The sequence below is a fragment of the Metallosphaera javensis (ex Sakai et al. 2022) genome, assembly GCA_021654415.1.
Lineage (GTDB): Archaea > Thermoproteota > Thermoprotei_A > Sulfolobales > Sulfolobaceae > Metallosphaera > Metallosphaera javensis.
In genome coordinates this window covers 1,847,890-1,868,011 of record AP024487.1, presented here as the reverse complement: position 1 = coordinate 1,868,011, position 20,122 = coordinate 1,847,890, and the positions used below count along the sequence as shown (strand labels likewise).

23 protein-coding genes and 2 pseudogenes are annotated in these 20,122 nt (G+C 45.4%); 16 read left to right on the top strand and 9 right to left on the bottom strand.

The annotated features are described in order from the left end of the window. Positions 1–41: 41 nt before the first annotated feature. Entirely contained in the window at positions 42–491 is a 450-nt protein-coding gene (locus tag QVC96_RS10510; protein WP_287689209.1) for a hypothetical protein, read from the bottom strand. Between the two features lie 304 nt (positions 492–795). On the opposite strand from QVC96_RS10510, the gene QVC96_RS10505 reads away from it, so the two are divergent. From QVC96_RS10505 to QVC96_RS10485, 5 genes are all read left to right on the top strand, one after another. Next, positions 796–1,056, top strand: coding sequence for a hypothetical protein (locus QVC96_RS10505; protein WP_287689208.1), 261 nt, complete (start codon positions 796–798; stop codon positions 1,054–1,056). A 333-nt stretch (positions 1,057–1,389) separates the two neighbouring features. Continuing rightward, positions 1,390–2,466 carry an amidohydrolase family protein gene (locus QVC96_RS10500; RefSeq protein ID WP_287689207.1) on the top strand — a complete coding sequence of 359 codons (1,077 nt, stop codon included), beginning with the start codon at positions 1,390–1,392 and terminating at the stop codon, positions 2,464–2,466. Positions 2,467–2,469: 3 nt separating this feature from the next. Continuing rightward, a complete protein-coding gene (locus QVC96_RS10495; RefSeq protein WP_287689206.1) occupies positions 2,470–2,931 on the top strand; it encodes an iron-sulfur cluster assembly protein in 462 nt (153 codons plus the stop codon). Continuing rightward, on the top strand, positions 2,909–3,940 hold the full coding sequence (locus QVC96_RS10490; protein WP_287689205.1) for an NAD(P)-dependent alcohol dehydrogenase: 1,032 nt from the start codon (positions 2,909–2,911) through the stop codon (positions 3,938–3,940). The genes QVC96_RS10495 and QVC96_RS10490 overlap by 23 nt, the downstream gene beginning before the upstream one ends. A 490-nt stretch (positions 3,941–4,430) precedes the next feature. Continuing rightward, positions 4,431–4,634, top strand: coding sequence for a hypothetical protein (locus tag QVC96_RS10485; RefSeq protein WP_287689204.1), 204 nt, complete (start codon positions 4,431–4,433; stop codon positions 4,632–4,634). Between the two features lie 775 nt (positions 4,635–5,409). Here the strand turns inward: QVC96_RS10485 and QVC96_RS10480 are convergent. Beyond that, positions 5,410–5,925, bottom strand: a complete 516-nt coding sequence (locus QVC96_RS10480) for a hypothetical protein (RefSeq protein WP_287689203.1) — start codon at positions 5,923–5,925, stop codon at positions 5,410–5,412. A gap of 246 nt (positions 5,926–6,171) precedes the next feature. Between QVC96_RS10480 and QVC96_RS10475 the strand changes: the two genes are divergently transcribed. From QVC96_RS10475 to merA, 3 genes are all read left to right on the top strand, one after another. Then, entirely contained in the window at positions 6,172–7,764 is a 1,593-nt protein-coding gene (locus tag QVC96_RS10475) for a B12-binding domain-containing radical SAM protein (RefSeq protein WP_287689202.1), read from the top strand. Between the two features lie 113 nt (positions 7,765–7,877). Further along, the gene (locus tag QVC96_RS10470) at positions 7,878–8,051 is read left to right on the top strand and encodes a TRASH domain-containing protein (protein WP_287689201.1); all 174 of its coding nucleotides are present in this window, start codon (positions 7,878–7,880) and stop codon (positions 8,049–8,051) included. A gap of 9 nt (positions 8,052–8,060) precedes the next feature. Continuing rightward, the gene (merA, locus tag QVC96_RS10465) at positions 8,061–9,407 is read left to right on the top strand and encodes a mercury(II) reductase (protein WP_287689200.1); all 1,347 of its coding nucleotides are present in this window, start codon (positions 8,061–8,063) and stop codon (positions 9,405–9,407) included. Between the two features lie 9 nt (positions 9,408–9,416). Here merA and uvsE read toward each other — a convergent pair whose 3' ends face one another. Next, complete coding sequence (uvsE, locus tag QVC96_RS10460; RefSeq protein ID WP_287689199.1) at positions 9,417–10,421, bottom strand: UV DNA damage repair endonuclease UvsE; 1,005 nt, start codon at positions 10,419–10,421, stop codon at positions 9,417–9,419. Positions 10,422–10,458: 37 nt separating this feature from the next. Here uvsE and QVC96_RS10455 point away from each other — a divergent pair, with 37 nt between their 5' ends. From QVC96_RS10455 to QVC96_RS10445, 3 genes are all read left to right on the top strand, one after another. Next, positions 10,459–10,890 carry a hemerythrin domain-containing protein gene (locus QVC96_RS10455; protein WP_287689198.1) on the top strand — a complete coding sequence of 144 codons (432 nt, stop codon included), beginning with the start codon at positions 10,459–10,461 and terminating at the stop codon, positions 10,888–10,890. A gap of 102 nt (positions 10,891–10,992) precedes the next feature. Beyond that, on the top strand, positions 10,993–11,445 hold the full coding sequence (locus QVC96_RS10450) for a conjugal transfer protein (protein WP_287689197.1): 453 nt from the start codon (positions 10,993–10,995) through the stop codon (positions 11,443–11,445). A 2-nt stretch (positions 11,446–11,447) separates the two neighbouring features. Further along, on the top strand, positions 11,448–11,747 hold the full coding sequence (locus QVC96_RS10445) for a hypothetical protein (RefSeq protein WP_287689196.1): 300 nt from the start codon (positions 11,448–11,450) through the stop codon (positions 11,745–11,747). 305 nt (positions 11,748–12,052) lie between these two features. On the opposite strand, the gene QVC96_RS10440 is transcribed toward QVC96_RS10445, so the two are convergent. Continuing rightward, positions 12,053–12,589: an IS630 family transposase gene (locus QVC96_RS10440; RefSeq protein ID WP_287688805.1), complete on the bottom strand. Its 537-nt coding sequence runs from the start codon at positions 12,587–12,589 to the stop codon at positions 12,053–12,055. Further along, on the bottom strand, positions 12,561–13,049 hold the full coding sequence (locus QVC96_RS10435; protein WP_238027283.1) for a helix-turn-helix domain-containing protein: 489 nt from the start codon (positions 13,047–13,049) through the stop codon (positions 12,561–12,563). Before QVC96_RS10435 ends, QVC96_RS10440 begins: the two co-directional genes overlap by 29 nt. Positions 13,050–13,102: 53 nt before the next feature. Here QVC96_RS10435 and QVC96_RS10430 point away from each other — a divergent pair, with 53 nt between their 5' ends. From QVC96_RS10430 to QVC96_RS10415, 5 genes and pseudogenes are all read left to right on the top strand, one after another. Further along, complete coding sequence (locus tag QVC96_RS10430) at positions 13,103–13,447, top strand: hypothetical protein (protein ID WP_287689195.1); 345 nt, start codon at positions 13,103–13,105, stop codon at positions 13,445–13,447. Between the two features lie 504 nt (positions 13,448–13,951). Further along, complete coding sequence (locus tag QVC96_RS10425; protein ID WP_287689194.1) at positions 13,952–14,302, top strand: hypothetical protein; 351 nt, start codon at positions 13,952–13,954, stop codon at positions 14,300–14,302. Further along, a pseudogene (locus tag QVC96_RS13955) lies at positions 14,247–14,590 on the top strand (hypothetical protein). The gene QVC96_RS10425 and the pseudogene QVC96_RS13955 overlap by 56 nt, the downstream one beginning before the upstream one ends. 13 nt (positions 14,591–14,603) lie before the next feature. After that, positions 14,604–14,987, top strand: a pseudogene (locus QVC96_RS13950) (ISNCY family transposase); the annotation flags it as partial. 443 nt (positions 14,988–15,430) lie between these two features. Then, positions 15,431–16,057 (top strand): DUF981 family protein, encoded by a 627-nt coding sequence (locus tag QVC96_RS10415; RefSeq protein ID WP_287689193.1) that lies wholly within the window; start codon positions 15,431–15,433, stop codon positions 16,055–16,057. Positions 16,058–16,069: 12 nt separating this feature from the next. Here the strand turns inward: QVC96_RS10415 and QVC96_RS10410 are convergent, their stop codons facing one another. From QVC96_RS10410 to QVC96_RS10395, 4 genes are all read right to left on the bottom strand, one after another. Next, complete coding sequence (locus QVC96_RS10410; RefSeq protein ID WP_287689192.1) at positions 16,070–16,753, bottom strand: class I SAM-dependent methyltransferase; 684 nt, start codon at positions 16,751–16,753, stop codon at positions 16,070–16,072. A 19-nt stretch (positions 16,754–16,772) separates the two neighbouring features. Beyond that, positions 16,773–17,609 carry an MBL fold metallo-hydrolase gene (locus QVC96_RS10405; protein ID WP_287689191.1) on the bottom strand — a complete coding sequence of 279 codons (837 nt, stop codon included), beginning with the start codon at positions 17,607–17,609 and terminating at the stop codon, positions 16,773–16,775. Between the two features lie 261 nt (positions 17,610–17,870). After that, on the bottom strand, positions 17,871–19,220 hold the full coding sequence (locus tag QVC96_RS10400) for a hypothetical protein (RefSeq protein ID WP_287689190.1): 1,350 nt from the start codon (positions 19,218–19,220) through the stop codon (positions 17,871–17,873). Beyond that, positions 19,210–19,920: an ABC transporter ATP-binding protein gene (locus tag QVC96_RS10395; protein WP_238026318.1), complete on the bottom strand. Its 711-nt coding sequence runs from the start codon at positions 19,918–19,920 to the stop codon at positions 19,210–19,212. The genes QVC96_RS10400 and QVC96_RS10395 overlap by 11 nt, the downstream gene beginning before the upstream one ends. Between the last annotated feature and the right edge of the window lie 202 nt (positions 19,921–20,122).

Sequence of the window (20,122 nt, the reverse complement as noted above, 5' to 3'; positions counted from 1 at the left end):
TTTAACATGAATTGTTGTATAAAACAACGGGTCTTGAGTGGTCAACCCAGTATTTCACGGCAGGTTTCATCCAGCAGGTCCTTCCATTCTCCCACAGCTACCTCTTTGCAGAAAGCAGTTAGTCGTCTCACGTCCTCAAGGTTCACGTAATCCAGGAGCTTAGGTAGAGTGACGTACCATGTCAGCCTTCTCACGTTGAGATCCTCATCCTTAAGTAGCTCAAGCAAACAGGGGATGTTGTGGAGAACGGCCTCCCTGTTAACCTGGGTGAGACCTGGAATCAAATTCCATACTCTGTACCGTGTTCCGTGGTCCGGAAAGCAGAGGAGTGATTCCACGTCGAGCCTTCCATGGCTGATAAGTTTCTCGGCAGCGATCCAAGCCTCATGCTTGATGTCCTTATCTCCACTTTGCAGGTATTTGAGCAATTCCTCCTTTCCTATCTTGAGTTCCCTTATGTTAGAAAGGATCCTTTCCTTGTCTGAGGACACCATGTAGATCCAAATGTGAAATTAAAAAGTTCTGGGTTACAAGCAAGGTTTCAAGTGGAAGGATATAAGTGAATTTAGACTAGATATTCAGATGATGAAAAGGATCCTTGTCCGTCTGGACGAAAATATTTACAGGGAACTAGTGAAGTTGTCTACCAAGGAGGAGATAGATAGGCTTGCAGAGGATGCGTACAGCGGTAGTTGACACAAACGTTTTTGGTTTACGACTTTGTGGAAAATTCCCCCTTTCACAGGGCGGTGAGGGATATCTTGTAACGTCAATCAAGCTAAAAAAGACTAGGAAATGGTGAGGAGGAAGCTGGAGGAGATACTAAATGGTTCTGTCATGGTTGGGAGACAGGACTTCAGGAGGGCGTTGAACCTGAATGTAAACCTGAGAGGAATTAACGATCACCTGCTTGTAGTTGTGGCGAAAAGGCTGAACGTTCCCGTTCTGAGTTATGACTCCGACGTAATTACTCTAGGTAAAAGGGTAGGCGTGGATATTATAAATGGGTTCACCCTTGATAGGCAGTTCAACGCATCGTTGAATATAATGAAATGATTATTATCTAAATTCAACCTCAAGATGTGGGGGTTTCCTCACCGTAAGGTGAGTGGGGTTACTCCCTAATGGGGGTGAGAAGGATGAAAGGGTTGATCCGCGACTTCGGTGAACTCCAAGGGTCGAGAATTGAATACAAATATGAAATTCGATGAAACTCAAACTCCTACTATTAACTCAGCTTAATTCCATATAAACATTGTTAAGATTATATGATTAGATGATTGTCTTACCTTATTAATGAACTAAGTACTAAAATATAAACATTCGTAAGTTATGATAAGAAAGATTTTTATATAAGACTTATTACAAATTAATAGCTGGTGAAATATTTTGATTGTACTTGAAACCGGAGATGGAAAAAGGGAAGAGATACCGGTTGTGGACTATCATGTTCATGTATGGAGGGCCAATGAGGAGAACTGGTTAAGACCAGAATTGGCCAAGGGCTGGATTGATTGTTTTTATGATTATCATAAATCATTAACTCCGGAATCGTATTTGATGGACTACAGTACTTTCAAGTATTATGGAGGGAATAGAATGATCGAAAACGTCTTTATAAACGGATATGTGGATGTTGCAATAACGCAACCTCAATATTTACTTTATTTTTATCGTGAACCATTTGGAAATACTGAGGAGTTTGGTAAATTAGCATTGCAAAATCCATATAGATTTATTATAGGTACTAGGTGGGATCCCAGAGATGGTGAGGAAGGAAAAAGAAGATTAGAGGAGGATGTCAGTAGATATAGAGTAAAACCTTGGCAAATGAAACATGTAAAACTATACACCGCAGAATGGAAGGATATAGGAGGTAAACTGTCCAGAGGTTGGAAATTAGATTCCAAAGAGGCATTCGAGTTTATAGAGTTCAGTAAAAGTTTAGGCATAGATGTTTTAGTAGCTCACAAGGGGCCTACTGTATGGCCTTTAGATAAGGACGCATTCGATATAAGTGATGTCGATGCTGCAGCCTCTTCTTTCCCTGAAATTAAATTTGTCGTAACTCATATAGGATTACCTAGGCTAGATGACTTTGTATGGACTGCGGTACAAGATAAGAACATTTATGCTGGATTAGCAGTAGCGTCAGCCTTCATACATAAAAGGCCGAAATACTTCGCGCAGATAATGGCTGAGTTACTATTTTGGTTAGGGCCGGATAGGATTTTAATGGGATCTGATTATGCTATATGGAACCCGAAGTGGATAATTGAGGAATTTATGAAGTTCGAGATACCCTCAGATTTGGAAAAAGAATATGGGGTTCAATTAACGCTTGATATAAAGAAGAAGATCCTATACGAGAATGCATCTAAATTATGGGGAATTAACATACAAGAGGTAATAAACAGAAATGACGAGATTAGTAAGAGCGCTAAACCACTTTACATCAAGGTGTGAATTTTGGATCCGAAGGAATTACTAGATAACGTGATAGATCCTGAAACTAGTTTCTCTATATCGAAATTGGGATTTGTTAAGGAGATCAGCATAAATCAGTATAATAATAGTATAAGAATTGTACTTTCTCCTCCCACTTTCTTCTGTCCACCACTATTTCTCTATATGATCCTAGAAGATGTTAAGAGAACGTTAAGAAGCCAATATACCGAGGTTATAATTGAGGTCATGGATCATCATGACTCCAAGAAGCTTACTGATTGCATAAATAAAGGAATTGGATTCGACGAATGCTACAAGAGTGAGGTTGAGAGGGAAAACTATGGGGCTATAAAGAGAATCTTTAATGAGAAGCGTGAAAAGGCTAAAAGTAATCAACTAACCAGATTATCCTTAGATTTGAATGGGGAATTTTGTAAACTTATATCAGAGGCTAAGAGAAATGAAAGCGTTCAGACTTCATGATTATAATAAACCATTGTCAATAGACGAAGTACCAGAACCTAAAATTGATGGACCTTACGACATAATAGTTAAAATTAAAGGAGCGGGAGTTTGTAGAACAGATTTGCACATTCAAGAGGGAATATGGAAAGGTATTGTGAATCCAAAACTTCCCTTCACTTTAGGTCATGAAAACGTAGGGATAATAGAGAAGAAAGGGACGGCAGTAGACTGGTTAGATGTTGGAGATCAAGTTATTTTGCATCCATATATTACCTGCAGACATTGTAGAGCATGTAGAGCTGGAAATGATATGCACTGCCCCTATGGTAAGTTTCCAGGATTAGACGGGACCGACGGAGGATATGCAGAATACTTAAAGACTTCTGCTTTTTCAGCAATAAAGATACCTAAGGGTGTGGATATAATACCAATGGCTCCCTTAGCTGATGCTGGAATTACAGCTTATCATGCAGTTAAGAAAATTTCTCCTTATCTTTACCCAGGAAGCTTAGTAGCTATTATTGGTGTAGGCGGTTTAGGACATATTGGAATACAAGTGGTAAAGGCTATTACACCCGCAAAAGTAGTTGCGATAGATATAAATGAAGAGAAAGCAAAGTTAGCAAAAGAATTGAATGTTGATGAAATAATCTTAGCTGGCAAAGATGGTGGGATTAGTGATGTTCTTAAATTAACCGATAATGTAGGTGTTGATGTAGTTATAGATTTCGTCGGGGAATACTCTACTCCTCAAAATGCTTTGAGAATGGTAAGAAAAGGTGGTATATACTCCATTGTGGGATATGGAGGGGAATTTAGAAATCCTACTATAGACTTTGTAAATAGAGAAATTATGGTTGTGGGCAACTTGGTGGGAACTTATAATGAACTTAGTGAGTTAGTGAATTTATATGTCCAGAATAAGGTAAAATTAAAGGTACAGAAATTCCCATTAGAGGATGCTAATAGGGCACTTGAAGAATTAAAGAACGGGAAAATCATTGGGAGAGGAGTCCTAATACCATAAAATGATATATTACTCCACATTGCAATAATAACTTTTTTATTTCTATTAAGATTGTGCTTATATGAGGTTTCTTTGGTTACGATGGTTAGTGCCTCAATTATAAGAACTGGAAAATCTAGTGTGTGGAGTATCTGAAAGAATCACGTTAGGATAAGGCTTAGCTGAGCCATGGTATCACGATAAATAAGGCTTAGTTTTCAGAAAATCCACACACTACTGGAAAATCTATGTAATACAAATGTGCTTCTATCGATGTGTGAAGTGAATTAGTCGGGCGTTTATAACGTTCAGTAATAAATCCCATATAAAGTGTAATACGTTCAGCTTCGGAGGAAGCTCTATCATTTATCTTTCGCATGCTAATTGCTTCACATTGCAGATTTGTGATAAGAAAAATCTAAACTTAAAATACTAGTTTTCCAATGGTATACCTAGGTGTTCCATAGCGTCTGTTCCTATTACAGTAAAAGTAAAGAAAGAGATTGTTGAATTGGCCGATGAGATGGTAAGATATGGAATGGCTAAAAGTAGATCTAACGCAATCAATATAATGATAGAGCTAGGAATTCAGAAAGTTAAACAGGAACTGGATTTTTGGAAGAAAATCTCTGAGGGTGTTGGGGAACTCAAGAAAAATAACTATAAAATGCAACACGGTGGTCTGTCCAAGATCCTGGAAGAGGAACGTCAATAATTTATTTAGATATTAGCTTTATTATCTCATTTATGGATAAAAAGGATAGTCACCATGAACTGGCCATTAAGTTAGATGGAAAATATTGAAGATGATAATAAGGTTGTATCAGGATTGGTTCTGCTTGAACCAGCATCTGTCTGTACTAGAGCTGGATTTGATAAATTGAACTAGCTTTCTATTCCATAGATAAAGTAGGCTCTAAGTTGATAGAAACAGATTTGAACATTGCTTTTAAAGAAGCTTTAAAATACTATACATTAAAGTTAAGGACTTTAGATCTACTACACTTAGTTCTAAGTAAAATAATTGGAGCTACAAAATTTGTAACTTTTGATAAAGATATATTTTCTAAAAGGGATAGATACATAGTATCTTAGGTATTAAAGTAATATCAGTGAGTTAGTTGCATAGTATACATTTTACGTTACTGTTTCCAGTAAGATCTTTGTACAATAGGGGCTTTTGGCTAAGTATCTTTGCATGAAAACTAGTCGAAAGATTTTCAGTGATTACTATCGTTATTACTATCGTTTATTGTTTTTCGTATTTTTAGGAGGGAAGTCCTAAGTGGTGATGGAGGTTATGTTTCAGGCAAAGGGAGAGGTGAGTAGAAAGAATTTCAGGCTCTTTCTTATCCTCGTTTTCATGAATGAGGTTATCGATGAATTTATATCTAAATATATTAAAATTATGGAATCGTTTTTTATAATTTAGATTTATCTTCAAGGGGATGATTTTGTGTCTGCCGTGAAGGACGGCGTAGCTCGCTTGATCAGCAGACGCTTTTGGATATGGGATACCTGCCCAGTATGGGAATCACGTGTCCCTTGATCATGTGTTCCACCAGTTCAGAGAAATTGAAACCTGAAGCTCTCAGCCAGATACTGGACCCATCTGAGGTATTAATCATGATCTTAACCTTTGTCCCGTCATTCACTCTGCTAGCTGAGATATCAATTTCGAACTTCGTCTCGTGATCCATCAGTTCCCCCTTGTAGGAGATACCTAAAGGCGAGTATATAGGTCCTTCAAGGAATCCTTCCCTGGTTTTCACTCCATTTCCAACCTTTATCCAGGCCTTTCCGGAACCAAAGAGGTAAGCTACGTGAAATTTCGTGTAGTTGGGGGAAGTTGCCTGGGACGGCATGACGAAATTCTGGGATGATTCGTCATATAGCTCTAGGATGGCCACATGCCCCAAACTTCCCACGAAAAAGAAGGGATTAGCTAATCTGGACAGGACTGCTTCTCTGGGATGGTCAACTGTGAACTCAATGTTCTCGATCAAGTATATCCACTATCTTTTCTCATTACAGTATAAAAACTTTCCTTTATGTTTTCTATTTCTAATTATAATTATTTTTATATAATTTAAGTACAGTTCAGTGTATGGAGAACAAGTTTAAGTTTACATTGTAGGATTAATACGAGTATACTAGGGAATGTCTGTGACGTAATAATCTTACCTACTTCTCGTACTTAATATTCCACGTTTGATATTAAAGTATTTAATGATAAGTCCTCAAATCATTATATGAAAGTTGTTTTCATACGCCCCAGTAATCCAACTGGGAGTGGATATCTTAGGTCCTTCGGATTTCTTCCTGTTCCCCTGGGCCTTCTACAACTTGCTGGGGACGTGAAGGAGGCGGGAGATCACGAGGTTAAAATTATTGACATGGAAGCCGATCAGATGAACGTTCCTCGGGTAATTAATGAAACCTTGAGGTTTAACCCTGATATAGTTGGGCTAGCACTTCACGCTACGGCAGCCCACAATGTCTCAGTATCCATAGCCAAGGGAATCAAGGAAATGAAACCAGACGTAGTTACCCTGGCAGGAGGTCATCATGCTACCTTTGTACCTGAAGAGATGTTAAGGAATCACTTTGACGTAGTGGTCATGGGAGAAGGTGACGAGACCATGATGGAACTAGTTAACATAGTGGAAAATCACGATGACCTAGCTAAGGTAAAGGGGATAGTGTACAGGGACAAGGACGGTACCATAAAGAGAACACCACCGAGACCGCTCATGAGGGACTTGGATAAGCTTCCCATGCCGGCCTTTGATCTAGTGAACAGGGAGAAGTACACTTTCGATGTGTTTGGAAAGAATGAGACCGTGGCCTGTATGGAGACCAGTAGGGGATGTCCCTACGCCTGTGAGTTCTGTTCCGTAACTCCCACCTGGGGAAACTCGTGGAGAAACAAGTCCAATGAAAGGATTCTCAAGGAACTCTCAGAGATTAAGAGGCTGGGCTACAGCTGGGTGTTCTTCACCGATGATATCTTCATTGTCCAGCCCAACATAAAGGACAGGATGACTCTCTTTAATCAGATAATTGAGAACGGGCTGAGTGCTAACTTCATCGCTCAAATGAGGGTAGACATTACTGCAAGGAACCCAGAGGTAATCAAAAAGGCCTCAGATGCTGGGCTAAGAATAGCCTTCCTGGGAGTAGAATCTGGTGACGACGAGACCCTGAAGAAACTTCATAAGGGAACCGTCACCTCCCTAGCTGAGAAGGCCGTCAAGGTTCTTCATGAGAACGGGGTAATAGTCCTTATAGGACTAATACTGGGCGCACCCTACGACACTTTCAAGAAAATGATGAAGACCATTAGGTTCGCTTACAGGCTCTCTGACCTTGGGGCTGATAGTGTTCAGTTCAGCATCTATACCCCGCTACCCGGGACGAGAGTTTTCGTGAAGGCCCTTAAGGAGAAGAGGTTGTTTACCCTGAACTGGGATTATTACGACGTGTTGCTTCCCGTGATGAAAACTAAGAGTAACCCCTTACTGGTTCAATTCCTGCAGTATTACGGTAATTACACCTTCTACCTGAGGAAATGGATAAGGGGAAAGTTTGTGAGAAGTAAGGTACCCGAGAGAAAGCTGGAGTTGTTGAGGAGAGCCGAGAGATATTTCGCCGGAAAGTTGGGGCATTACGTGAAGGAGATAGTGGTAAGCCTTCCTGCGGGTTTGATTAAAACTGCTAGGCTTATGAGGCAGGGGACTCTTCCTTCAGAGGAAAAATTACAGGAACTTATATCCTCGAGCAAGGTGATAGTGTATAGCGAAACCGAGGAGAAAAGGAACAGGTACTTCTCCATTGATGATTAGGAGGTGAGTCACTTGCCCTCATGGGGGTTGGTGTTGAGTTTCTTCTGAAGATTACATATGAACAACTGTTCAAGTATAGAAATATTTATTAGTGACGACGAGGATATATCCCTATGAAGTTAAATCTTAGAATTAATCCCGAGGCATCAACGGGAGATAAATGCGAGACCTGTGGTAAGCCACTCACCTCTGAAAACCTGTATACAAGGAGGATAGGCGGTCAGGTTCATTACTTCTGCTGTTCCCATTGCGCGGATGCCTTTGAGAAGAACCAGCACTGCTGTTAGTGAAGAGAGATGTATAAGCTCGCCATCATTGGCTATGGGGCAGCCGGATTTGCAGGCATGATTAAGGCAAATGAACTGGGAGTCAAACCGGTTCTCATAGGGAAGGGGGAAGTGGGAGGTACCTGCGTTAATGTGGGTTGCGTTCCTTCCAAGAGAATGTTACACGTCGGAGAGATCTATAAGGTGGCGAGGGAAGTTACGGGAAGCGAAGTCTACCCGGAATTCGCAGCCTTTCGGGAGAAGGACCTCCTAGTTCAGGAGATGAGGAAGACCAAGTATGAGGATCTTCTTTCCTATTACGACGTGGAACTGATTCAGGGAGAAGCCAGGTTCGTGTCACCCCACGCTGTGAAGGTTAACGGTAAAGTTATTGAGGCGGAGAAATTCCTGATCGCAACAGGTTCATCTCCACTGGTGCCGGACATCCCTGGAATAGGGGAGGCCGGGTTCTGGACCAACAGGGAGGCCTTGTCCCCGGACAGGAAAATTGACTCCCTGGTTGTAATAGGAGGTAGGGCCCTGGCCCTTGAGTTCGCCCAAATGTATAGGAGGATGAACGTGGATGTAGCAATTCTTCAGAGAAGTTCCAAGCTTATCCCTGACTGGGAACCAGAGGCCTCGATCGAGGCCAGAAGGATCATGGAGAAGGAGGGGATAACAGTGGTAACGGGGGTCAGGGTTAAGGAAGTGAGAAGAGGTGCAGGGAAGGTGGTGGTCACAGACAAGGGTGAGGTAGAGGCAGATGAGATACTTCTCGCCACAGGGAGGAAACCCAACGTTGAGCTGGGACTCGATAACGCTGGTATTTCCCTGAATGAAAGGGGAGGAATCAGGGTGAATCAGGAGCTTAGGACGGATAACCCGAACGTGTATGCGGCGGGCGACGTGCTTGGAGGTAAGATGCTGGAGGCTCTCGCTGGCAGGCAGGGTTCGGTCGCTGTCGAGAACGCACTGACGGGCTCTCATAAGACAATTGACGAGAATGCCGTTCCTCAGGTCATTTTCACCCAGCCCAACTTCGCCAGGGTCGGTCTCACTGAGGTTGAGGCTAGGGCAAAGGAGGGTAAGATGGAGTCGAGGGTTCTACCCATGAGTTCAGTGGCCAAGGCGGAGATACTGGACGCCAGGGACGGATTCGTTAAGATGGTTACCCTGAACGGGAAAGTGGTGGGAGTTCACGCTGTGGGGGAGAACGTGGCAGAGATGATTGGTGAGGCCTCGCTGGCGATCAGACTCGGGGCGAGCGTGGACGATCTTGTGGAGACAGTCCACGTATTTCCCACGATTGCGGAGTCCCTCAGGTTAGTGGCATTGGCGTTCCGCTCCGATGTGAGCAGGTTGAGTTGTTGCGTGTGAACTGAGGACCTAGGTTCTTGATTTTCCCACCTTCATGGATCTCAGAACCTGAACGGCCTTCAGTGCGCTTCTTTCCTTGTCCCTTATCTCCAGCATGATGTCAGCGTCTCCCACCCTGGATATCTCCTGAACGTATCTTCTGAAGTCGTCCTCATCCAGGGTACTGGCGTGAACCCCCGCTTCCTCACCGGGCTCCTGAGAGCTGTAATCGGTCATTGGAGTTCCCCTCCACGTTTCTCGGGCCAGGGAGAAGGCCTCAGATAGTCCCTCTCCACTGCTGTTAACCTGATGATGAAGATTGTCTAATATCACAGGTATTCCCAGCTCCCTGTTAAGGACAAGGCAATCGCGAAGGGTATATATCCTATCATCATTCTCCACCGCGATCCTCCTGGCAATCCTCTCCGGCAAAAGGGAGAAACCCCTCACAAACCTCGCCAATCCCCTCTCTTTCCCTCCGCTACCGCTCCCAACGTGAATCTGTATGACTCCCTCAACGCCCATCAGGTCAAGCAGATCCGCGTGATACTCCAGCTCCCTCACGCTAGCCTCAACCACCTCCCTTTTCTCGGAATTTATCACCGTGAACTGTCCAGGATGCATTGATATCCTCAGGTAGTGGTCCCTGATGAAGGAACCGACCTCCTTGAGCAAGCCCCTAAGTTCCTCTTTCCAGTTCGCGGTGTTCATGGGATGGGAGGCGAAGGGAACGGTGTTGGAGCTAATCCTAAAGAAGAGAATATCATTGCTCACATTCCATTTCAGTATTCTCTTGAGGCAGTTCAGGTTTGAGGACGCGGTCTCAATCACCTTCTCCTCTGTAAGATTCTTCAACCTGAAGGTTGCGTCAGCCTTATAACCCATGGAGTAGTTGGTGGAAACGTAACCTATCTTCACGGGATCCCGTGCAATTGAAGGGTTAAATTTTAGCTTTAGAGGAAATGTAACGCTGATTCCGTGGGAAACGCGTCGCTGGGTTGACGTGAGTTCTATCCCGGACAGTTCGTCGCTCAAGTCAAGAGATTTAATCCTTGCTTTACAATGTATTTTCATGTTCGTTCATGACCCCTTGGATCTTTTGAGATTCGAACATGCGGTAATTCGCCTCAGGTTCTCCATAGCCCAGGAGATTTTGGATCAGAACCCTCAACAGGGGCTATCCCTTCTCTGGGAGACTCACTCATTTGTGGTGGGATGGCATGCCAGGATAGAGGACAAGTACGTCTTTCCCCTTCTGGGAGATAAGGCCAAACCCTTCAGCAACGACCATCTCCTCATAGATAAATACGGCACAAGTGCCATTTCCCAGGGAAGGAAGGACTGGATTCAGAGGTATGTGAAGATCGTTCTGGATCACAACCTCAACGAGGAGGAGAAGCTCTTCGTAGAGCCCTTGAACCTCTCAGGTTTATGGAATGAAATTCTTGAAGAAATAAAAAGATATTCGGATTATACTAAAATTACAGGAATGAGAGTTAAGTGAAGATAATGTCCTGAAATTAGCTAGTTGCTCTCTTTAACTCTTTTGGATGGAACTCATGTTGTCTAATATAACCTTTTTTATCTGGGTAGAACGAGATAATATATGTCATACTTACGCAACTATCTGAAAGCACTTATTCAGATTGGCAACGACCTGGGCACTGAGGTTATTGCGACTAAGATCCAGAAAATCTTCTTTCTTCTCCAGGGGGAGGGTGGAAAAAATCTGGGCCTGAAGTTCGAACCTTGGTTATTCGGTCCTTACTCCAGGGAATTGAATAATGCGTTAATCGATCTGGTTGAGACAGGCGAAGTGGAAGAGCTCGGGAAGCCTATAGTTGATCCTTTCACTGGTGACGTAGTAGGATACAAAAGAAGTTATGTTTTGAAAGAGAGGAGGGACTTGAAAGAAGTGGAGCCTGAAGTCAAAGAATTCTTCAAAAAGTGGATTGTTAAAAGCAGGAAAGATATATTAATATATGTGTATAGCAATTATCCTAAATATAGCGACTACTCCATCATAAAAAATAGAATTCAGGAATTAATAAATGGATAAAAATGATAAAATACAAATCTCTCTTTCGGAGCTACATTAAGGATGCTCATGGAGATGTTAAAACAATACTGAAGCTTTATGACGATATTCAGAGAGAAGTTGATCCTACAGCGAAAGAGGGGTACGAAAATAACAAAATATTTCTTATGGGAGCGGCTACCGAGAAGCTCAGTAAAGCTTTACACGCAATTTACCCAATTGCACTGATTATACTCATATTATTTACGCTAGGTCTAAAAAAGCAGAACTTAGAGATCCGAGAAAATTACAGAATCTTGACAATGAAATCAAGAATCAGATAAAGCAGTTAAGAAACCCGGAAAAATTGGGGCATAGGGTCATAACTAGTTCTCACTTGAAGGAAATATTGAATGTATTAGTAAAACTGGAAACGGGGGAAGAGAATAAAAAAGTAAGGAAGTTCTATCGGGCTCTAGCCTCGTTCATGGATAAAAACCTGTTAGTCGAAAATATGATGAAATGTTTACGGTAATGAAATTATATTTAGAAGTGGTAAGCTTAAGCGATCTGAAGGATGATCCTGTTAGGACAATTGGCAACTGTTATGATCTAGTTGAGGAGTAACGTTAGTACTTTGTGGAAGTTTTTATCCATTGTTTTCTACCTCTATTTCATCTAAATCCAGATATTGGACCACATCAAGATTAAACTGATCGTGATGTTCCTCGAAGAACCTCCTCACCTCCTCCCTTGCCTCCTCCACGTTGTTGAAGAACCTGTTCGCAAGGTGGAACTTCAGGTCCTTGAAGATCCTCTCCACAGGGTTTAGCTCTGGCGAGTACTTTGGGGTGAAAACGGGTCTCACTCCCCTTCTCCTGAACAGGTCTAGGATAGCCCCCGTCTTGTGGGAGGAGTGGTTGTCAAGGACGAGGTACTTGGTCTCCCTGCCCCACTTCCTCTCCATCCTGTAAACGAAGCTCTTCATGTTCTTGCTGGAGAGGGAGTTGTAGAGGGCGTACAGCACCTTCCTTGAAATGGCGTCAAGGGCGAGGAAGACGTAGAAGTGCTGGAAGCCCAGGTTCACCCTGATCCTGGGCCTGGAACCCCTCCTGGCGAGGCACCTCCTCACCGTGGTGCCCACCACCACCCTTGTCTCATCGAAGAACGCTATCCTGCGTCCCATCAGTTCCTTCACTTTTTTTAAAATCGCGGTGCTTCTCCACCTCGGCCCTGGCGTTCACCGGCCTGGGCGTCACGAAACCGTACCCCAGCTGGTGCACTACCCTGTAAAGGTGATACCTATTGTAAACTATCCCCCTCTTCCTCAGCTCAGCGTTCAGCGCCCTCATGGTCCACCCCTCCAGGTTGTATCCCAGCTCCCTGGGACTTGTCTCCAGCACCTTCTTCACCTCCTCGCTGGAGTACTTCCTGGGCCTACCCGACCTTGGCCTATCCCTCAACGCTCCGACCCCTCCCCTCTTGTACTTCGCGACCCACTTCTTCACCGTTGAGTACGAAACCCCGAGGACCTCGGCCACCCTGTACTCCCTGAACCCGTCCACGAGGTACATCTTCACCCCCAGTATTCTCTGCCTTATCCTAGCATTCTTTTCCTCCCTGTAAGCCTTCTCTAATTCCTCCACATTCTATATTAGTAATACCAAGATAAAAACTTTACCTAAGTACTAGTGAATCAATGGAATGTCAAGGATTAGACCCAAGAGCCGTTAAGATGATAAGGGACAATCTGGATCTAATACCGTACATACTAGTGGCGACCGACATAGCACTTCAGAATATAGTCAATTTCATAGCACTATCCACTTATTTAGAAGAGGCTGCCGGAGATACACCCAGATACAGTTACGAAAGAACCCCAGAAGAAGAGGAATACCTTTTAGACGTAAAGGAACATCAAAAGGAGATAATCCAAATTATCAAGGCGATGGATATTTTTCTCACTTATTTGTCGGAGAATCCGGAGTTCGAGGATAACCTTAGTGAACTAGTAGAAAGATTGGTTGAGAACGTAACTTTCTAGGAAGATTATAAGGATTCGGAAAACCTAGCCCTTCAGGGCAGGGTAGCTCACCACTCTTGTCCTTGTGGATAGCTTCTCTTAAACATGCATATTTTCAGTTTTGCTTAACTATTTCAAATATTGCGGTATTCATCCCTGATTTAGAGACCTTAAGCCCAGCTTCTCGTAAACGCTACATCTCAACAAAAATTTAATCCACGGGCAGTAGGGAGATTTCCAAGTCTAGAATACATGCCCACGAATTACTCCATTAGTGCTTTCCTGAAAATCCCTTCAAGCCCATTTTATCTAAAAGTCTTTCAGTTCTGTCCCAATAGCCTCGCAATTATATTTACCTTTTAAGGTCTGTGGTGTTGTTGATCCATGAACGATTTCCATTTCGACACGAACTTTCATGAAGAATATCTCACCGCGTTAAAATCCGTAATAGGTTATATGCGAGATTGACGTGACCTCCCTCTCACGTTAAAAACTTTATAACCAAGTATCGCAGAATTTTGGCTAATGTATACCTGCATAGACCCCCTGAAGGTTCAGGAGGAGCTCGGTAGGCAAGTGAAGAGGCTGGCGAGGATGCAGGACGCTGTGAGGAGCGACACGTTCGTGAAGTTGACTAGCGCGCTGGCGTTAACGGGAGAGAACATGTATGCCATGTCCAGGATCGCGGGCTTCAACTACGGGAACGGGTTGAGGAAGCTGGACGATCTTTCCAAGACAGAGCTGGAGAGGGTCGTGAAGGCTCTGGTCAGGGACGATCTGGTCCTGCTCATCGTGGACGACACGCACGACGTGAAGAGGTATGCCCTGGCTGAGCCCGTTTCCGGGACGTGGGCGCAGATCTTCTACGTCCCGTGAAAGGGCGTTCCTTCCCTCGCTTCAGCTCCTGGTTATTGCGATGAAGGACCTTAGGACCAACCAGGTCTACCCGGTTCACGTGGAGATCTACGTGCCCAGGAAGGTGAAGGACGAGCTGGAGAAGAGGGGTGTAGTGGTTACCTTCAGGACTAAGAGCTCATGCTGGAGCTCGTGTCTAAGTTGAGGAAGATCTTCAACGTTCAGGGGACAGTGTTCGACACGTGGTACGTGAACGGGCGAACCCTCCTCCGGACCTGGTCTAGGAGCTCAAGTCCAACGCCCGGGTGAGGGTGGCGAACCTAGGCGAGTGGACGAGCTCGGGCCAGGGGTTCACCACGTCACGTACAGGGGCGTCCCCATTAAGTTACTCGTGGTGGATTATAAGGGTCACGGCAGGAGATACTTCTTCTCCACCGATACCTCCACCTCCGAGGAGGAGATCCTGGTAACGTGGGAGAACAGGTGGGACGTGGAGGTGATCATCAGGGAGATGAAGCAGCTGGGGCTTGAGGAGGGATCGCACAGATCCCTGACCCGTACCCTGGGTTTCATCAAGCTCGTCGCCCTCACGTTGATCGCGCTCCTCCTCGTTAGGTACTCCCTCAAGCTCTCCCTGGGAGTCAAAGAGATTTCCACGGTGCTGAAAAGAGTTTACCTGGGTCTCACGAGGAGGCGAAAAGTGTAAAGTGGCACGTCAATCTCGTATATAACCTATCCGTAAAACACTACTCCATGTTCCGAAGAGCAATGCGTCAGGTTGAAGAACTTGACTGAGACGAGAGTGATAGATGTTGTCTACTCAAATCCTAGCCAACCCGAATAACTTCAGGAGGGAGAAAAGACTTCTCATGATCCTCTTAGGCACTACTTCCTGGATGCGCAGACTAAAATAATACGCACAAGGACCACAGTAGCATCACGATCAGAAGGGTGGAAGGTAGGGAAGGCCAAGCGTCCACTCACAGGTATATACATTAACCCCCAATTGCACATATTTGCGGTTTTCCCATTTATTTAAAGTATTAATTAACATAAATCGTGGATAACATAGCTAGAAATTATAAACAAAATATAAATAAATATGCTATATTTAAAGGTTTGAAAATCGAGGATATATTGGTGATCGAAATGGCATTCATAGATGATTTAGCCCTGATGTTATTCACCTTACCCCTTGTGTCCGTTCTCATATCTTACACCACTATACAGGCCTACCTTGGCTTCAGAAAGGAGGGATACAGTGCCATAAAGAGGAGCTTAGACGATTCCATTATACCTGCAGGTATCTTAGGCGTAGTCATTACCATTATGGCTCTCTGGGGAGAGTTCACCTGGACCTTACCCGGTAGCTACAACATCCTGTTCTACGATGTTTACCTCCTGCTGGGTATCGTCATTCTTTCCTATTCCATTGCAGTTTACATGGAGAAGAGACTTCAGACCACGGGAATATTCGCCCTCTTCGCCGGGTTGATTACCATATACTACGGCGTTGTGGGTTACAGGTTGGGCTTAACTCAGGAACCTTTGGCCCTGCTAGGGCTTTACACGGCCTACGGCATTGCAGGAATACTGGGTTACCCTGTTACAGTGGCATTAGATAGATGGAGAGCTCAATCGGTAACAAACAAGGCGTCCATTGGCGCGTGGATGGTGATTTTCGTGCTATTCTGGCTGGCAGTGATCGTTGCAGGTATACTGGGCGCGGTAATAGGAATAGAGACTATCCCGGCCCACCTGGCTCATGCCCCGTGAAAAGGAATCTTTTTATCGTTCTCTTTTTTCCGCAACTACGAAATAAAACAGGTTTAAGGCCATTTCCCTGTAGACCTTGATATCCAACAACCTGGAGAAGAGGGTTTTGTAATACAGGTTCGTGGATAGCCTCCTGAATATGTAGTATATGTACCTGTAATCCTGGGGTTTAGCCCCGCCAAGCATGGCAATGTAGGGCATCAGGTAGTGCAGGTAAAACCCCACGTAGGCTCTCTTCCAGGGATTGTCTGGTTTACCCATGGCAATGAAGGCTATCAGGTGCCTGGAGACCCTATCCATCTCCCTGATCACCAGCTCCACGTCGTCTGCTGCATGAAGGGCAAAACTACTCATGACCATGTCGAAGGAGTTATCCCTGAATGGCAGTGAGTCAAAGGAACCCTGTACCCTATCTCCTTCAACTACTGCTCCTTTTAACATGTTCTCAGAGTAATCCATCATCACAGTGTAAGCGTTGGAGAACTTTCTGAAAACGTAAGTGAGTTCCCCCTTTCCTGAGGCCACATCTAGGACTAACGAGGGATTGGGGCAGAATTTCAGTGCTGTCTTGACCAGGTCAGCCCTCCATCTCACGTCCTGATTAAAGGAAATGAACCTGTTAGCCCTGTCGTAACTTGAGGGTATATCCTCGTAAACCCTCTTCAGCTCTTCATCTGTGGCCTTAACCTCTTGCATTCTGAAAAACCTCGGGAGTTCAATCGTGATCCGTAAACCTGAAGACCTTCCCAACTCCCATATCTAGGAAGACCTTCTGGTTCTGGGCTAACGCCTTGATCACGTTTCCGCTACAGTGTGCCGGTCCCACCTTTCTGGCCTGTCTCACGAGACTTGAGAACACCTCCTCCACATGATCCCTGGGAGAGGAGAGAAGATGGAATCCTCCCAGCACAGCCTCTATTTCCCCTGGCTTGACCTTCTCCTTCATGTCTGACAGTATGTTCAGGATTCCTGCGTGACCGCAGCCCGTGAGCACAACTGCTCCCCTGTCACCGCTCACGTATAGGGATGCGTCGTCCTCCATGTTATCCGGTACAACGGAGTTCAGGGCCTTGTAGAGACCTCCTGTATACTGGGGGAAGCCAAACCTCTTCACCTCCCCACTGAAGTGAAGCCCCTCCACCACCTCCAGTGGATCCCTTGTAAGGACCAGGGAGAACTCCCTCTCCATCTCCTCCCTGGAGAGGGGGATGGAAATGTCCTGAATCCTTCCGGACCAGTTGAGGAGCTTTCGCTCAAACACGCCAGGGTGAGCTATCACCATCTTCCCCCTTAGTTTCCTCAGGAGCTTTGGGTTGCCGAGGCCACCCGTGTGGTCCCTGTGACCGTGGCTGAGGACAATATAGTCAACCTGCGTCAGGTCGATTCCCAGGAGGGAGGAATTGTGTAGCAGAGGAACGCCCGAGTTACCCACGTCGAACAGCACCTTCACGTCTTCGTATTCCACGAGGGCTGAGAATCCCCACTCTCCGAGGAGGGGAGGTATGACCGTGGATGAGAAGTTATCGCTCAGGACTGTGATCTTGAGGTCCATACACTATTTCCTTCGACGAGGTAATTAGCTTTCTTTAACCGGGGAGTTAAAGACATCACGAGGAAATCTCGAATGTTGCTGGTTAAGCTGATCGGGAAGCAATACTTAGTAAGAAGTAACCTGATCTCCCAATCAGGGCCCAGCTCGGTTTGTTGTGTATTTCACGCTAAAGGCTCCTTAAATACACAATCTGGAGTGGCCCCCAATCCATCTCCCGCTGTCAACAAGCTCTTAAACTGGAAGAGGTGAGTAACCTTCATGTCAGACTGTGGTGACGATTTTCTCCACGACCTTGTTCCAGTAACCAGGGACAAGTAAGAACGGTAAGGAAATTATGCTCTCGAACACTGCAACTCCAAGTATAACTCCCGGAATGGGAAGGAACGCCACCAGAACAATCCCCACCAGTGGAATCACCGTCAACATCCCCACCAGGTAACGGGAAGGACTGAAGGTCATGGGATTCTGAAAGTTGATCTGATAGAACCTGGCATATAGCGAAATTATCATGATTGAGCTCAAGGGGAGGTCCACCACCATTGCCACAGCCATTCCTATCTTTCCCAGCACAAGGAAGGAAAGGGCTATGGGCAACAGCATCAACAGGATTGATACCGCCTTGCTCAACACGTAATACCTGGCGAACTGGATGGGACTCATCACGTTCATGTCAAGCCACACGGGTTCGGATATGAAGGCTGAGTTGGAGTATGATACCGTGAATATCCAGGTCCCGAGTAGAACGTAAAAGCCTAGCGCAAACCCCCTGAAACCCAGGAGATTTAACACGTAAATCACCACCCCAATCCCTGTGGTCACGGAGAGTATCTTCCACCATTCAATTCTCCTCGAGACGAAGGTGTAACTCCCCATGAGGTTCATTCTTCCTCCTATCTCAAAGATCTTCAGGTTTCTGCTGAGCATAAGCAGGAAGGGACTCCTGGAGTTGAAGGTGATCTCCCTCTTAACCTCCTGCTTCCCTGGAGGAGTGTAGGAGAGGGTAGAGAACGTGGTGTAGTTGAACCTTCTCAGGGCCAGGGCAAGGAGCACTACAGAAAACGCCGGAAGGATCAGGTAGCCGTAGTTGTAACCGGCGAACATGGAGAGGGGACTGAAGGGGAACCTCAGCAGGGCTGAAAGGAACCAGGCCACCATAACCACGCTCACCAGGGCCTTCCTCCTGTTGTCCAAGTTGTAGAGAGTCCCGGACATGGATGAGATCGCGAGGGCGAGGAAAGGGGGTATGATGAGGCCAGCCAGTCCCAGGGCATACACAAACCATGCCACAAACACGGCTGAAAAGAGAAGACTCACCACGAAGTATCCAAGGATAAATGAGGCTATCAATTCCCTATCGTCCACGGGAAGCATGACCAGGAAGTCGGAGTCCGACTTGGTTACGAGGTTGAACCTGGAGTTGAAGGGCGAGATTCCCACAAGGAAGGTGATGTAGAGAATGGAAAGGAGGGAGAACTCTGGAGATATTGCAGGTGAGAAACTCCTCCCGGGAAGGCTCATCCCCACAAGAACCGTGTCCAGTAGAACGATCATCAGGATCGTACTCTTGGGGAAACGGGATAGTATGATGACCTTCAACAGTTTAGTGATCATCGGTCATCATCCTCGACACCACGCTCTCTATGGGTTCGTCCTCCCTCCCCAGGGCCCTGAGCTCCTGGATACTCCCGGCCCAGATTACCCTACCCCTGGAGATCATGACCACGTGATCTGTGAGCCTAGAGGCAATGGACATGATGTGAGTGGAGACCAGGAAGGTTGAGTTCATTCCCCTCAGGATATTAATTATTCTCTCCTGCGTTGGAATGTCCAGGTAGTTCAGGGGTTCGTCCAGGAGCACTATCTCAGGATCGTGAAGCAGGACAAGGGCAAGGGAGAGCTTCTGCTGGTTCCCCCTGGAGAGCTTCCCAGCCTGTATCCTCTCGTACTCCCTCAACCCGAACAGGTCAATCATCTCCTCAGCCTTTTCCCTGGGGTTCTCAATTCCCCTCAGGGACGCGAAGTACTCAAGGTTCTCCCTCACGGTCAGGATCCTGTAGGGCACGGGATCCTCGGGCAGGTAAGCCAGGATCCTCTTGACCTCCTTGCTCCCTGGGGTCATCCCCTTGATGAGGGCCTCCCCACTGTCCGGTCTTATCAGTCCAGCGAGGATCTTCATGGTCGTGGATTTACCGGCTCCATTGGGACCCAGGAGGGAGTACCTGCCACCGCACGGTATTGAGAAGGAGAGGCCATTCAACGCATATGTTGTCCCAAACCTCTTCACAACGTTGGTCAGCGTGATGCAGTCCATTACCATTCAATGAACCCAAAAAATTAAATGGTTTTGTAAATACCTAATCGTAAAGTCGTCTAAGGAAAGGTAAAGTAAGGGTAAAGAGGTTAACTTACCGGCTTGGAAAGCATTGTCTACAACGTAAGATTTTCTCGCTTCCTAACAGCGTTAACTTGAATTTCAATAGCTTATTTGAGTCCATAAAGAAAGTTCTGTGTAC